At 46.2% G+C, this 14,959-nt stretch carries 16 protein-coding genes; 4 read left to right on the top strand and 12 right to left on the bottom strand.

Features of this window, described 5'->3' with window-relative positions; genetic code table 11:
- Positions 1-10: 10 nt before the first annotated feature.
- The 6 genes from xerD to QYB97_RS22800 all read right to left on the bottom strand — a co-directional run bounded on the left by xerD (position 11) and on the right by QYB97_RS22800 (position 4,321).
- Entirely contained in the window at positions 11-901 is an 891-nt protein-coding gene (xerD, locus tag QYB97_RS22825; protein ID WP_301168303.1) for a site-specific tyrosine recombinase XerD, read from the bottom strand.
- A gap of 11 nt (positions 902-912) precedes the next feature.
- A complete protein-coding gene (locus QYB97_RS22820) occupies positions 913-1,152 on the bottom strand; it encodes a YqzK family protein (RefSeq protein WP_301168302.1) in 240 nt (79 codons plus the stop codon).
- 143 nt (positions 1,153-1,295) lie between these two features.
- Positions 1,296-1,760: a ferric iron uptake transcriptional regulator gene (fur, locus tag QYB97_RS22815; protein WP_301168301.1), complete on the bottom strand. Its 465-nt coding sequence runs from the start codon at positions 1,758-1,760 to the stop codon at positions 1,296-1,298.
- Between the two features lie 118 nt (positions 1,761-1,878).
- Positions 1,879-2,517: a stage II sporulation protein M gene (gene spoIIM, locus QYB97_RS22810; protein WP_301168300.1), complete on the bottom strand. Its 639-nt coding sequence runs from the start codon at positions 2,515-2,517 to the stop codon at positions 1,879-1,881.
- A 75-nt stretch (positions 2,518-2,592) separates the two neighbouring features.
- A complete protein-coding gene (locus QYB97_RS22805) occupies positions 2,593-3,774 on the bottom strand; it encodes an endonuclease Q family protein (protein WP_301168299.1) in 1,182 nt (393 codons plus the stop codon).
- Positions 3,767-4,321, bottom strand: a complete 555-nt coding sequence (locus tag QYB97_RS22800; RefSeq protein ID WP_301168298.1) for an NUDIX hydrolase — start codon at positions 4,319-4,321, stop codon at positions 3,767-3,769. Before QYB97_RS22800 ends, QYB97_RS22805 begins: the two co-directional genes overlap by 8 nt.
- A 91-nt stretch (positions 4,322-4,412) precedes the next feature.
- Between QYB97_RS22800 and mciZ the strand changes: the two genes are divergently transcribed.
- Positions 4,413-4,550, top strand: a complete 138-nt coding sequence (gene mciZ / locus QYB97_RS22795; protein ID WP_301168297.1) for a Z-ring formation inhibitor MciZ — start codon at positions 4,413-4,415, stop codon at positions 4,548-4,550.
- 81 nt (positions 4,551-4,631) lie between these two features.
- Complete coding sequence (locus tag QYB97_RS22790; protein WP_301168296.1) at positions 4,632-5,549, top strand: aldo/keto reductase; 918 nt, start codon at positions 4,632-4,634, stop codon at positions 5,547-5,549.
- 307 nt (positions 5,550-5,856) lie between these two features.
- On the opposite strand, the gene QYB97_RS22785 is transcribed toward QYB97_RS22790, so the two are convergent.
- Genes QYB97_RS22785 through QYB97_RS22770 form a run of 4 tightly spaced genes read right to left on the bottom strand, consistent with a single transcriptional unit; the run spans position 5,857 to position 9,640 of the window.
- Positions 5,857-7,041 carry a thiolase family protein gene (locus QYB97_RS22785; RefSeq protein ID WP_301168295.1) on the bottom strand — a complete coding sequence of 395 codons (1,185 nt, stop codon included), beginning with the start codon at positions 7,039-7,041 and terminating at the stop codon, positions 5,857-5,859.
- 24 nt (positions 7,042-7,065) lie between these two features.
- Positions 7,066-7,716 carry a CoA transferase subunit B gene (locus QYB97_RS22780; RefSeq protein ID WP_301168294.1) on the bottom strand — a complete coding sequence of 217 codons (651 nt, stop codon included), beginning with the start codon at positions 7,714-7,716 and terminating at the stop codon, positions 7,066-7,068.
- Positions 7,717-7,738: 22 nt separating this feature from the next.
- Positions 7,739-8,428, bottom strand: coding sequence for a CoA transferase subunit A (locus tag QYB97_RS22775; RefSeq protein WP_301168352.1), 690 nt, complete (start codon positions 8,426-8,428; stop codon positions 7,739-7,741).
- Between the two features lie 15 nt (positions 8,429-8,443).
- Positions 8,444-9,640, bottom strand: coding sequence for an acetyl-CoA C-acetyltransferase (locus QYB97_RS22770; RefSeq protein WP_301168293.1), 1,197 nt, complete (start codon positions 9,638-9,640; stop codon positions 8,444-8,446).
- A 139-nt stretch (positions 9,641-9,779) separates the two neighbouring features.
- Here QYB97_RS22770 and QYB97_RS22765 point away from each other — a divergent pair, with 139 nt between their 5' ends.
- Positions 9,780-10,688: a hydroxymethylglutaryl-CoA lyase gene (locus tag QYB97_RS22765; protein ID WP_301168292.1), complete on the top strand. Its 909-nt coding sequence runs from the start codon at positions 9,780-9,782 to the stop codon at positions 10,686-10,688.
- 1 nt (position 10,689) lies between these two features.
- On the opposite strand, the gene QYB97_RS22760 is transcribed toward QYB97_RS22765, so the two are convergent.
- Entirely contained in the window at positions 10,690-11,025 is a 336-nt protein-coding gene (locus QYB97_RS22760; protein ID WP_301168291.1) for an iron-sulfur cluster biosynthesis family protein, read from the bottom strand.
- Positions 11,022-11,582 (bottom strand): PadR family transcriptional regulator, encoded by a 561-nt coding sequence (locus QYB97_RS22755; RefSeq protein WP_301168290.1) that lies wholly within the window; start codon positions 11,580-11,582, stop codon positions 11,022-11,024. Before QYB97_RS22755 ends, QYB97_RS22760 begins: the two co-directional genes overlap by 4 nt.
- 152 nt (positions 11,583-11,734) lie before the next feature.
- Here QYB97_RS22755 and QYB97_RS22750 point away from each other — a divergent pair, with 152 nt between their 5' ends.
- Entirely contained in the window at positions 11,735-14,911 is a 3,177-nt protein-coding gene (locus QYB97_RS22750) for an efflux RND transporter permease subunit (RefSeq protein ID WP_301168289.1), read from the top strand.
- The last annotated feature ends 48 nt before the right edge of the window (positions 14,912-14,959 follow it).

The raw sequence follows: 14,959 nt of genomic DNA, 5'->3' as shown, positions 1-14,959 counted from the left end.
AAAAAAAGGCTTACGCCCTTGGATGATAGGCAGCATAAATATCTTTTAATCTCGTTTTTGACACATGGGTATAAATCTGCGTAGTTGAAATATCCGCATGGCCAAGCATTTCCTGAACCGCCCTTAAATCCGCCCCATTCTCCAGCAAGTGGGTGGCGAATGAATGCCTCAGCGTATGTGGTGTCAATTCTTTTTGAATGTTTGCTTTTTGCGCAAGGTGTTTCAGGATTTTCCAGAATCCCTGCCGTGATAAACGGTTGCCATGATGATTCAAAAACAGAGCGTTGCCGCTTTTTCCTTTTTGAAGAGCCGGTCTTCCGGTCTCCAAATACACCTGAATGGCAGTTGCCGCCATTTTGCCAAGGGGAATGATCCGCTCTTTGTTACCCTTTCCAAGACAGCGCAAAAATCCCATGGACAAATGAACATCCGATTGATCCAGGCTCACCAGTTCGGTTACCCTGATGCCCGTAGCATACAGAAGTTCAAGCATCGCCTTATCCCTCATACCGAAAGGCTGGCGGGTATCGGGAACATCTAAAAGCGCTTCCACTTCCTTCATGGAGAGCACCTTGGGCAGCTTGCGTTCGGTTTTCGGTGTTTCAATATGTACTGACGGATCTGCATCACTGATCTTTTCCCGAAGCAGATACTGATGGAATGACCGGATGGATGCAATGTTTCTGGCTATGGTGGTCGCCGCTTTCCCGTTTTCCTTCAAATGGAGCAGATAGCCTACAATATTGGCACGCTGAATCTTCCCGATCGCATCAATTCCTTCGACCTTCTCCATATACAGCGCATATTGTTCAAGATCACGGCGGTAAGAGTCAACCGTATTTTTCGAGAGACCACGTTCGACGATCAAGTAATGTATAAAATCCTGGACATGATCTTTCATATCTGCACTCCTCACTCACTGGATTCATAAAAAAACAGCAGACGGATAAGCCAATTGCCCTCGTCCATACTTTCGGCGGCAGAATCGTTTTGGAATACCTTCACTGCTTTGCCTTTTGGCACGTCGTATCTATGATAATTCTGATATTCCTGATTGATCCACAGCAAGCCAAAATAGAATAATAATGTGCAGGCTGTAAATGAAACAAATATCTTGAATGCACTCCAGCTTAATTTCAGCCAAGATCCCATGTCTTTAAGCCTCCCCGTACAAGTTATTAATACAGGTTATGCCAAAGAATTAAAGGAATATACACATTTTCTATTTTCACTTTAACTTTACGTTAACTTATTCCTCTGAATTTGTAAATAAATAAAAAAATGATGAGCATCATTCATTCGGATGTCTCATCATTTTCTTCCTTTCCGTGACAACGGTGGCAAATCCCGTGAAAGGTCAGGCGATGGTCTTTAATTTTAAAATTCCATCCTTCTTCCACTACTTTTTCTACATCTTCCAGAAGATCCTCCTGAATTTCATCCACAGCTCCGCATTCAAGACAGACGAGGTGGTGATGAAAGTGAGCGGCTCCTTCTGTTCGGAGATCATAGCGGGAAACCCCGTCTCCAAAATTTATTTTATCGACCACTTTCAATTCGGTTAATAATTCCAAAGTACGGTAAACAGTAGCAAGACCTATTTCCGGCGCTTTCTCTTTTACCAGCAGATATACATCTTCTGCGCTTAAATGGTCTTCCTCATTCTCCAGGAGGACTCTGACGGTTGCTTCTCGCTGGGGAGTAAGCTTGTAGCTCTGGGAATGCAGCTGTTTTTTGATACGGTCAATACGGCTTTCCATACCTTATCCTCCCTTATGTTTCACATTCATATTATAAGTCATGAGAAGAAAAGGTGTCAATTTAAAATGATTATAATATACAGTTTAAAATAATTATTATCTAATAATTTTTAAGATTTTATTTTTTAGCCAGGCTCATAACACCTTCCATTAAATGGGGAGAAAGGTACGCTTCAAACAAAGACGCAAGGCCCAAAAACAATCCCACAGCAAGGATGAGCGCAGAATACTTGAAGAACTTTGGAAAAAATGGGTCGCTTGATTTTTTAAAAAACTGCTGCCTGATCATTTTGATTGAAAATAAAATGGAAGCGGCTGCGGCAATTATGATGCCGGGTACCAGAATAATGTTCTGCGGCAGCACTGATACAAAAGCAAGCAGGAACCCATGCCATCCCATTTGGTTCACCAAGAATCCCACCGTAAATCCGATGACCACACCTTTAATGAACAGCATGATCAAAATGACCGGCAGACCGATGACGGACAGGCCGAGGATCCACATGAGCATGATGTATTTAATATAATGGCTGTAGCTTTGAGAAAACATATCCTTTGAATTGGCAAAACTGCCATTGGAGACTTCACCAAAAAACCGCGACAGGTAATTCAGCAAATCTTGCTTTTGACCAAGGGTCAGGCTGTTTACAATTACAGCGCCAAAAATGACTCCCATCAGCAGCAGGACGGAAACAAATACATAAAGCGAATAATGTTCCTGCAAATGGAACCAGACAAATCTTTTAATTGAAGCCATCTCTTTTTCCTCCCTTACTCTCTTAATTCATTCTATGAATCAAAAAGAGAGGTATGCTATTTTTATTTGCTAGATTTACGTTTGGGCGACCTTCCCGTAGGTTCCTCCCCCTCCTGCCTGAAGAGACAGCTTCCCTTCCCTTGCCAGAAGGATATGGCCTACGACAGACTGCGGCGCTACGGTCCTTAAATCCTTTTCTTCCACATCATGCAGCACTGCCATGTCCGTCCCAAAATGGTCTCTCAGCTTTTGCAGCGTTTTCGGGCCAAGAGCCGGAATAAATTCCAGCGGCACCTGGTGGATGTAAGGAGGTCTTTCTCCTCTATCGATCTGAGGCACATCGATTGCTGATAATTCGCTGATTCTGTTTCTAACGCCACGGATGACTGTGGTTCCTCCGCATTCCCCGCATACCATGCCAGTTTCCTCATGAATAACAGCAGAGCACTTGGCACAGGTGGTTTCGTAATACTTTCCAAGCCTCGGATCAAGCCCGTAATTGGCGGTTATCCTTCGGCCTTCCTGATTTTTCAGAGCAAGTTTAAATTCTGCAAATGTTGGTTTTTCCATTTGAATAGTCTGGTATTCCCGCCCGATTTTCTCCAGGGAATGAGCATCCGAATTGGATAGGTACGGATATTGCCGGAGTTCCTGGATTCCATCCGCCATATTCGTATCCGAGCTTAAACCAAGCTCGATGGCATCAATGAGCTCAGGCAGGAATATTTCAGAAAGTGATTCCTTTACACCTTTCCCGTAGACACTTTTATGAGGTGTAAACACATGTGCAGGAATGAACAGGCCCCCCAGTTCTTTGGTGACACGCTGCAGGTTATGTGCTGAATCATAGATTCGCTGAGAGCTCAGAGTAACGTTTTTCATTCTTTCGCGCAAATACAGGCTGTACTGCTTCATCTTTTCAACAGTTGGAAAGAATGACAGAACATGCACAGGTCCCCGGCAGTTTTCATCGTAGATTTCAATCTCGGACCCTGGAAGAAGACAAACATTCTCATACCATAATCCGCCTTCCGGATGTTCCATCATTTCGCCTGCTGCCAGCATCTCTTCCATCTCATCAATGACCTCCGGCACATGGCAATCTATGATTCCCAGAAGATTGATACCCTTCACTGAGGATGCCATCTCTAGAATATTGGATAGGGTCAGCGTTCTCGCTCCGGTAATTTTCACCGGTTTCCCTGAACGCGTCCTGCCGATGTGCACATGAAGGTCGGCATAATAGGTGTTAAGCATGATTCTCCATCTTTCTTTTCAGCTGTTCATATTGCACGGCATAGGCTGTTTTCGCATCATGAATCTGCTGGTTTTTTACAAGCTCCAGTGCCTCTTCAAGCGTTACTTCCATCACATCCAGGAATTCATCCTCATCTGGCTGCTGTTCTTTGCATTCTTTCAGAGAGTCTGTATAAAACAAATGAATCAATTCATCGGCAAATCCCGGTGACGTGTAGAACGAGGTGAGGTATTCCAGATTTTCACACTCATAGCCGGTTTCTTCAAGCAGTTCCCGCTCTGCACATTTTTTTGGATCTTCATCTTTTTCAAGCTTTCCGGCGGGAATTTCTACGATGACTTTATCCAGCGCTTTGCGGAACTGCCGGACAAAGAGCAGTTTATTTTCCGGGGTGATGGCAATAATAGCTACTGCGCCCGGATGCCTGATGATTTCGCGCTTGCTTTTATTTCCGTTGGGAAGTTCTACTTCCTGGATTTCCAAATCTATAATTTTCCCTTCATAGACGGAATCTGTAGAAAGGGTCTTTTCATTTAAATGATCCATGCTGTTCTCACTCCTGGTTCTATATCTTGTTTGGCTACATAAAGTCTACCATAAGGAAAAGCGTAATACACATTTAAAAGGAGCTGGTCATATGAAGATCTATATTCAGCCCAAGAGCGTGACTCTGGTGGGAAAAGCTTGGCAAATACGGTACATGCTCAAGCGTTATATGAAAGAACACACCACAGTGCAAGAATGGATATCTTCCGCCCCTGGGTCAAAACAGTAACCCTTCAGGCTGGAAGGTTTTTTTTTGCCCGTTTTCATGCTACTCTTTTTTTAACCTATCAAATGAAGGAGCTGATATGCAATGAAGCAGAACCAACTTGGATCATCAGAGCTTCGAGTCAGTGAAATTGGACTGGGCTGTATGTCCCTTGCGCCTGAAAATGGAGCGGAAGGAAGAGAAATAATCAAGAGGGCATATGAAGAAGGCGTCACTTACTTTGACACTGCCGATCTCTATCAATTCGGCTGGAACGAAGAGTTCGCAGGGAAAAGCATCCGTCCCTTCAGAGATAAAGTCGTCCTGGCTACAAAGGTTGGAAACCGCTGGACAGCCGATAAAAAAAGCTGGGAGTGGGATCCTTCAAAAACATACATAAAAGAAGCTGTAAAGGACAGCCTCCACCGTCTGGGAACAGATTATATCGATCTGTACCAGCTGCACGGCGGAACGATTGAAGATAACATGGATGAAACCATTTCAGCGTTCAATGAATTGAAACAGGATGGCCTTATCCGTGAATACGGCATTTCGTCCATCCGGCCAAATGTGATCTCCTATTACGCCGAGCACTCAGAGATTGTAAGCGTCATGATGCAATACAGCATTCTTGACCGCCGTCCCGAAGAAGAAATGCTTGATTATCTTCACGGTAAAAATATCAGTGTGATTGCCCGCGGCCCGGTTGCCAAAGGCTGGCTTTCCGAGCGCGCGTTTAAGCGCAGCGGGGATGAACAGTATCTTGAATATGAAGGAAAAGAAATCCGGGAGCTGGTCAAAGGAATGCAGGACAAACTGTCCAGTGAGCGAACATTGAGCCAGGCGGCCATCCGCTATTGCCTGCATCACCCTGCCGTGGCGGCCGTTATTCCGGGAGCAAGCTCTGTTGATCAGCTGCTGTCAAATGTGGGGGCGGCACACACCCCTGACCTTTCACAGGATGAAGCTGCCTTGATTCAGTCCCTTTCAAAAGCTTCTGTCTACAACCAGCACCGACGTTAAGAAAAGCTATGTTGCTCTGTAAGTGGTTGATTTCCGATTCAGGTTGCTCGCTTTTACCGGCGTAAACGCCTACTTTCGCAGGGCGTGCGCTGAGCCCCTTAGTCGCAAGCGCTTAAAGGTCTCACCTGCCACGCTACCCCTGCAGGACAGGGAACGCTGCGGCAGCAAGACATCGCACGAAGAAAATGCGATGTTCATTTTCGAGGAGTCTCGCACCTTAAACTTCAATCACATGCTCGATGAAGAAAAATATCTTTAGAAAGAAAAAAGCTGCCACCGCCTGTTACGGCGTTTGGCAGCTTTTTGTTTATGATGATACATTTTCAATAATCATGGCTATCCCCTGGCCGCCACCGATACAAAGGCTGGCCAAGCCATAACGCAGCCCTTTGTTTCGGAGTTCATATGCAAGGGTGAGAAGCAGGCGGGACCCGCTTGCACCGACTGGATGGCCGAGCGCGATGGCGCCTCCGTTGACGTTTGTCTTTTCACGGTCCAGACCCAGTTCTTTTTCAACCGCCAGATATTGAGAGGCGAATGCTTCGTTGATTTCTACAAGATCCATGTCTTCAATGGATAGATTGGCCTTGGCAAGGGCTTTTTGAGAGGACGGTACCGGCCCGATTCCCATGATATTCGGGTCAACACCGCTGATCCCCCAAGATACAATTCGCGCCAGTGGTTTAACCTGGCTGCTTTTCACGGCGTTCTCTCCTGCGAGTACCAGAGATACCGCCCCATCATTGATTCCACTCGCATTTCCCGCTGTTACGGTTCCGTCCTTTTTGAAGGAAGGGCGCAGGGCAGAAAGCTGCTGAAGTGTGGAGTCAGGCTTTACGAGTTCGTCCACCGTGAAGGTAAGGTTCTTTTTTTCATCAATAACAACCGGTATCGTTTCCTGGCCAAATCTTCCTTCACGAATGGCTGCGGCTGCTCTTTGATGACTAAGAAGGGCGTACTCATCCTGTTCTTCCCGACCGATATTATGCTTCTCTGCAAGATTTTCTGCGGTAATACCCATTCCACAGCCAATATACTGATCGGTCAGCGTATTGAGAAGCATATCCTCGAACGCAAGATTTCCAAACTTTTGTCCTTGAAATCTCTGATTAAAGGAAGAATGCGGGCTTTTGGACATATTTTCAATTCCGCCGCACAAGGCCAGATCCGCATCGCCTGATTGAATGGCAAGGGCGCTGCTTATGACAGCCTGCAGACCCGATCCGCATAAACGGTTTACCAGCATGGCGGGAACCGTCTCAGGCACTCCTGCTTTTAACGCGACATGCCTCGCCGCATAGGCTGCGTCAATACTAGAATGGATGACATTTCCGTATACCACATCCCCAATTTGCGCCGGGTCAACATTAGCCCTCTTCATGGCTTCAACCGCAGTCAGGGTGCCCATTTGAATGGGCGGGATGTTTTTTAATGATTTTCCAAAACTTCCAAACGGCGTTCTTGCCCCTTCCACAACATATATTTCTGTCATGTTTGCTCCCCCGCTTTCTATGCCTTAATAAACACCCAGCGTCACTTCATCGGTCATCAAATCCGGCTCGGTGCAGTTTTTAATATCTTCAATACTGTAACCATCGGCTATTTCTACCAGTTTCAGACCCTGCTCTGTTACATCGATAACCGCCCGGTCTGTAATGATCCGGTCCACAACTCCCTTTCCTGTAAGGGGCAGACTGCACTTTTTCAGAATTTTGCTCTGTCCGCTTTTGTTGACATGTTCCATAATGACAATGATTTTTTGTGCGCCGTGAACAAGATCCATGGCACCGCCCATTCCTTTAATCATTTTCCCCGGAATCATCCAGTTGGCCAAGTCGCCCGTTTCTGAAACTTCCATACCGCCCAGGATGGCAATATTCACATGTCCTCCCCGAATCATGGCAAATGAGTCTGCACTGTCAAAATAGGAAGCTCCCTTAATGGCAGTCACAGTCTCTTTCCCCGCATTGATGAGGTCCGGGTCCACTTCTGTTTCTTTAGGATAAGGGCCGATTCCAAGCAGCCCGTTTTCCGACTGCAGCACCACACTCTTATTCTCGCTTATGTAGTTCGCTACCATGGTCGGCATGCCGATGCCGAGGTTTACGTAAAAGCCATCCTCTATTTCTTTTTCCGCTCTTCTGGCAATTTTCTCTCTGCTATTCATAGACTATCCCCACTTTCTCTCTTTATGATTGAACAGTCAGTCGCTCAATGCGTTTTTCCTGAGGCGCAACAATCATTCTTTGAACATAGATTCCTGGCGTGTGGATGCAGTCCGGGTCCAGCTCCCCGATTTCATGCAATTCTTCGACCTCTGCAATGGTTACCTTGCCCGCTGCAGCCATCATTGGATTAAAGTTTCGCGCTGTTTTATTAAAAGCGAGGTTGCCTGCTTTGTCGCCGCGGGCTGCCCGCACGAGACTGAAATCTGCGGTCATTCCATGTTCCAGAACATATTCCTTCCCATCAAAGGTTCGCACTTCTTTCCCTTCTGCAATCGGCGTACCCACACCGGCCGGGGTATAGAAAGCGGGAATGCCCGCACCGCCTGCCCGGATACGCTCAGCCAATGTACCCTGCGGGGTAAGTTCAACCTCCAGTTCACCGGAAAGCACCTGGCGCTCAAACTCTTTGTTTTCTCCCACATAGGAGCCTACCATCTTCCTGATCTGTTTATTTCGCAGAAGAAGGCCGAGCCCCCAGTCATCAATGCCGCAGTTGTTAGAAATGACAGTCAGGTCTTTTGTTCCTGTTTCCACGAGCGCAAGAATCAATTTCTCCGGAATCCCTACCAGACCGAATCCGCCGACCATCAGCGTTGAACCGTCCTTTATATCTTTAACTGCATCCAGTGCACTGTTTTCCACCATTTTCATCATATGCCGCCCTCCTTAGTCCAAGTTTTCATTTTTTACGATGGTAGCTACGCCCTGGCCGCCCCCGATACAAAGTGTGGCAAGGCCCAATCGGCTGTTTCTTCTTTTCATCTCATGCAGCAGGGTGACCAAAATTCTTGCACCGCTTGCCCCAATTGGATGGCCGAGAGCAATGGCTCCTCCATTCACGTTCAGTTTCTCAGTTGAAAATTGGAGTTCTCTCCCCATTGCAAGTGACTGTGCGGCGAACGCTTCGTTAGCTTCAATCAAATCAATATCCTCAAGGGTTACCCCGGATTTTTCAAGCACCTTTTTCGTCGCATCCACCGGCCCGATACCCATAATGCTGGGATCAACGCCCGCGCTGGCATTGGCGACGATGGAGGCAAGCGGTGTAAGACCGAGCTCTTCAGCTTTTTTTCGCGATACCACCACAAAAGCAGCCGCTCCATCATTGATTCCCGATGCGTTTCCTGCAGTTACCGTTCCATCCTTTTTAAAGGCCGGTCTTAGCTTGGCAAGCCCTTCAGCCGTTGTTCCTTTTTTCGGATATTCATCTTCCGAGAATTGCAGCGGCTCTCCTTTTCGCTGAGGAATTTCAACAGATACAATTTCGTCTTTGAACTTTCCTTCATTTATTGCTCTTTCGCATTTTTGCTGGCTCTCTGCTGCAAACTCATCCATTTCCTCACGGCTGAGTCCATAGGCATCACACAGGTTTTCGGCTGTCATTCCCATATGGTAGTCATTGAATGCACACCAGAGACCATCATGAATCATGGAATCTGTCATTTTTCCATCTCCCATGCGCAGTCCTGTTCTTGCGTTATCCAAAAGGTACGGTGCCCTGCTCATATTCTCCATTCCGCCGCAGACAATGATATCTGCTTCTTCAAGCATGATCGCCTGGCTCGCCAGATGCAGCGCTTTTAATCCGGATCCGCAAACCTTGTTGATCGTCATTGCTGAAACCCGGTTTTGCAGCCCGGCTTTAATTGCCGCCTGCCGTGCGGGGTTTTGGCCCAAACCGGCCTGAAGAACATTCCCCATAATGACTTCGCTCACATCGTCAGGAGAAACATTGGCACGCGACAATGCCTCCTTAATTACTAAAGCCCCGAGTTCGGTGGCAGGTATGTTTTTTAAGGCTCCTAAAAAGCTGCCAATCGGTGTTCTGACAGCGCTTACAATCACTGCTTCCTGTATCGCCATAAATTTCTTCTCACTCCCATGTTTTTTTCTGAATTTTCCCTTTTATCATATCATATTTCCCTTCTCTGTATTGCATCTGAACTGTCCAAATCGTAAAATAAAGAAGAAATCAATGACAAATATATACATAGGAGGAACCATGGAATTACCCCAAAGAGTCTCGATCATTGAGGTTGGACCGCGCGACGGGCTTCAAAATGAAAAACAGCTTGTTCCTGCACAGGAAAAGATTCAATTCATTCAAAAACTGAAAGCCTCGGGAATTCAAGAAATGGAACTCACCTCTTTTGTTTCCCCTAAATGGGTCCCGCAAATGAGTGATGCAGAACAGGTCATTGAGCGCTGCCTGGATGATCGTACGCGCAATTTTGTTCTTGTCCCCAATGAAAAAGGCGTTTCCCGCCTGCTTTCTTCCGGCTGCAAAAATGCCGCATTTTTTGTCGGGGTAAGCAACACCTTCAACCAAAAAAATATTAATAAAAGCACAAGAGACAGCATGGAAGAGCTGGCACCCCTGATTAAGGATCTGAAACGGCGGGGCTTCTTTGTGCGCGCCTGCATTTCCACCGCTTTTTATTGTCCCTATGAAGGAAAAGTGGATGAGCAGGAAGTCCTTGCTCTCTCTGAGGAATTCTGTGCGCTGGGTGTGGATGAATTAAGCGTGGCGGATACCATTGGCCTTGCCAATCCGCAGGAAGTTTTCGAGCTGTTCAGCCTGCTTAAGCACCATCTGCCCTCCACTCTGCTGATTGCCGCCCATTTCCACGATACAAGAGGGATGGCTCTCGCCAATATCTTCTCCGCACTTCAGGCTGGCGTAGACCGTTTTGATACATCGGCCGGCGGACTTGGCGGATGTCCGTTTGCACCGGGCGCAACCGGAAACGTGGCAACCGAGGATGCCGTATACATGCTTAATCGCATGGGAATCAGCACCGGGATTCAGCTCGATCCATTGCTCGAGGCTGTGGAATTTATTGCTCCCTTCGTTTCCCGCGGTCTTCAAAGCCGCCAGTTTTTACTCTCTAAACAGGAAAGGGCGCTTTAATTTAAGCGCCCTTTCCTGTTTCTATTTTATTTTCAAACCGAAGATGCGGATTAAGCATCTGGTTTGGGCTTTTTAACTGAAATGTATTTTGCTCCTCTTTGTATTCAATCGTCATCTTTTCATCAAAAAATACCAGTTTGCTTTCCTCCATATAAACAGGAACAAAATTGGTATTCACCTTTATTGTCCCATAAGGCTGTTCATCAACAAGCCATAGTACAGACACACCGCTTACAACACAGCCGCAGCCCTCTGTATCATATTTCAGAAACAACTGTCCGCCCTGCACCTTGTGTTCTATTTTCTCAATAGCCTTTTGTGTCCATTCCAAGATCATTTAACATCACTGCCCTTCTCTTTTGTACGCTTAATTACTTGAATGGCCCAGTCGCACCATTCAATCCAATGCTGCATATAACGCTGCCCAAATTCAGATGTTAAGTATTCTCCCAAATCTTCCTGGTTAAATTCTCCTTCGGGAAAATGGCTGTCTCTCCATTTTTCCATTAAACCCAGGCCGAACATATGCTGTTCCTTTGCCCGCTCCAAAAAGGCGATCGCTTCATCAGCCGGGATCAGCTGAAACAGCGATACCCGGAGCAGCAGATCATCCTTTAAGGTTGAAGGGAGAATTTCCTTGCTAAAAAGCCACTGAAGCAGCATTTCATAACCTTTGTCTTCGAGCCGATATACTTTTTTATCTGGATAATCCACCTGATGAACCACTTGTGAGGAGACAAGTCCTTCTTCCTCCATCTTAACAAGCTGACGGTAAATCTGTGTATGATGGGCACTCCAGAAATGAATCATGGTTTCTTTAAACTGCTGATTCAGTTCATATCCGGTTGCTTCATTTTTGGTCAATAAGCCAAGAAGCGCATACTTCAACGCCATCTTTTCATTCCTTCTTTCCGTATCTGTATGTCATTTTAACACATTCTTCACAATTAACTAAGGTTAATGCTTGATATATTTGTAGTACTTTTATTATACTTACCTTGAACATATGTGAAAATACACATATAAATACTGAAGGAGCGTGAAACATGAACTGGCTAACGAAATTCAGCTTAAAGAACCCAGTCGCTATTTTTATTTTTTCTTTCTTGCTTATACTGGGCGGCTTGTTTTCTTTTAGCTCCCTGAAAGTTGACCTGCTTCCAAATGTGGAATTTCCGCAAGTCACCGTGCAGACCACTTATCCTGGTGCGTCTCCGCAGGATGTCAACAAGCAGGTAACAGATGAGCTTGAAGAAAAATTAAAAAGCCTTAACAACGTAAAGTCGGTCAAAAGTACTTCACTTGAAAGTGTCTCGATCATTAATCTTGAATTTCCTTTTTCCGTGAACATGGATGATATAGAGGATCAAATCAACACCATTGCAAAGGAAGCAGACCTTCCTGACACAGCGAGTGTTGAAGTGAACCGCTTTTCATTCGGCACGATCCCTGTGTACAATATCTCTCTATTCCCTAAAGAGGGAGGCAACATTCAGCCTTTTGTTGAAGATGAGCTGGTGCCTGAACTTAAAAAAATCCAGGGAATCAATAACGTTTCTGTCGGCGGTGTGAAGGAAGATTTCGTATCCATCAAGGTCGACCAAAAGAAATCCCAACAGCTTGGTTTATCATTAAACACCATTAAGGATGAAATCAATTCAAAATTCCTCTCGTTCCCTGCCGGCAATGTAACCTCTGGTGACATCTCTGTGCCAGTCCGTGTAGAGGAGCAATTAAAAACAATTAAAGAATTAAAATCACTTGAGCTGACACCTTCTTCTCAGGGAGCACCACAAGATTCGTCAGGTAGTCCAGGTGGAGCAAGCGGAGGACCTCCCTCAGGAGCTTCACAAGGCGGCGGAGAAAGCAGATCTTCTGGTCAAGGTCCGCAGCAAGGCGGAGCCCCATCTGCGGCTGCAGCCCCGCAAAGCGTTCAGCTTGGAGATATTGCGACAATCAAACAGTCAGAAGATGTGAACGAAATTACGCGCTATAACCTGAAGCGTTCTTTATCGATGGCGGTTACCAAAAAACAGGACGCCAATACAGTCGATGTCGCTGACAAAGTCATATCTGTTTTAAATAAAGACAAATACAAAGACAAAATTGACTATGCCATCGGCTTCGACCAGGCAAGCGGCATTAAAGAGTCCGTCAACTCTCTGATCAAGGAAGGATTGTTCGGTGCTCTCTTTGCTTCATTGGCAGTTCTCTTGTTCCTAAGAAACATACGCGCAACCATCATTGCCATTATATCCATCCCGCTGTCGATTCTCATATCTGCGATTTTTCTGAACCAGCTGGATATTACGCTTAATATCATGACGCTTGGCGGAATGGCCGTAGCCGTCGGCCGGGTGGTGGATGACAGTATCGTCGTCATTGAGAACATCTTCCGAAGAATCCGCAAAAACAGCGGAGAATACAACAAAAATGAACTGGTCATTGATTCGACCAAGGAGATCCTCCGTGCGATTGTATCCTCCACATTGACAACCGTGGTGGTGTTCCTGCCGCTTGGCTTTGTCGGCGGAATTACAGGAGAATTCTTCCTGCCATTTGCTTTAACAGTCGTCTTTGCTCTGTTGGCTTCCTTGCTTGTAGCCATAACCATTGTACCGATCCTGGCCAAGTTCGCATTCAAAAAAGTCAAACCGGAAAACAACGATGGTCCTCTTCAGCGGGCATATGCGAAAGTCATCCGCTCGTCTCTGAACCATAAATTCATCGTCCTGTTTGTATCCTTTATTCTTCTTGCCGGCTCTCTGTTCCTGTCCACAAAGCTCGGAGCGGTTTTTCTGCCGAATGAAGAACAAAAGACCATTACAGCAAACATTGAACTTCCTGCCTCCACGACTGTGGAAAAAACAAATGATGTGTCACTGAAAGTTGAAAAGATGCTCGATCAGCGTGATACCATAAAAGAAGTAACCGCCGGGATCGGCAGCCGTGACTTCCAGTCCGGATTGAAACGCGAAAATGTAGCCAACTATTTTATTAATCTTAAAAAAGATACCAATGTAGATAATGAAATTAAATCACTCGAGAAAGAAATCCAGACCATCGTGGACGAAGACAGCAAAGATGCTGTCGTAAGCCTGCAGGAAGCGCAGTCCGGCGGGCCTCCATCCAATAACGAGGTTAACATCGATTTGTACTCCAACAACCTTGATGACCTGCAAAAAGGCGCAGCATCAGTAGAGAAATACATGAAATCACGTGACGACCTAAAATATGTGACCAACAACTTCAAAGATACCCAGCGTCAGTGGATCGTGAAAATCAACACGAAAAAAGCCGCGGATGCCGGAGTATCAGGTTATACGGTACTCGGCATTATCAACGATGCCACCAAACCTGTCTCTGTCGGAAACCTTGAACTGAGCGGAAAAGAAAGTGATGTCCGGCTTGCTTATGATAAAGTGCCGAAATCCCTTGATGCTATTAAGGACCTTAAAGTATTTGGCACCAAAGGCCCGGTTGCCCTCTCAGAAGTGGCAGACATTCAGGATGTAGATGCTGTAACCGCGATTCAGAAACTCGACGGTAAGGTATACGCACAGGTTTCAGCACAGATTCCCGGCAATGATGTTCAGGGAGTTACTCAGGATGTAATTAAAAGCGTAAATGACAAAGTAGAGCTTCCGAATGATGTTTCGACCGAAGGCGGCGGCGGAAGTGAAGAAACCACCCAAACCTTTAAAGAACTTGGCCTGGCCATCGCAGTGGCCATCGGTCTTGTCTACTTGACGATGCTCATCACCTTTGGCCGTGCACGCATACCATTTATCATTCTGTCGTCTCTAATTTTCGTACCTGTAGGTGCTATAGGCGGCCTTTACCTTGCGAATGAGCCGCTCTCTGTCAGTGCGATGATCGGCATTCTTATGCTTATCGGAATCGTAACCACCAATGCGATTGTTCTCGTCGACCGGATCGGACAAAACCGCGATCTGAAAGGCATGACCATCCGCGAGTCGCTGCTTGAAGCCGGAAAAACCCGACTTCGCCCGATTCTGATGACGGCATTTGCTACCATTGCAGCCCTCATCCCGCTGGCACTGACCTCTTCATCGGGAACATTAATTTCAAAAGGCTTAGCCGTGGTGGTAATCGGCGGTTTAACGACCTCCACCCTGCTCACATTAATTATTGTTCCTGTATTGTATGAACTCTTTTTCAGGAAACAGGCTAAAAGAGAACAGCGTGAATCCAAAGCTTGATCACCAAAATAAAACGGGGCTGTCCAGAAAGTCAGTGCAAACTGACTC

The organism is Fictibacillus fluitans (genome assembly GCF_030418125.1).
In the GTDB taxonomy this organism is placed as follows: Bacteria; Bacillota; Bacilli; order Bacillales; family Fictibacillaceae; genus Fictibacillus_C; species Fictibacillus_C fluitans.
The sequence above is the reverse complement of the archived record's forward strand: the minus strand, read 5'-3'. Positions and strand labels throughout refer to the sequence as shown.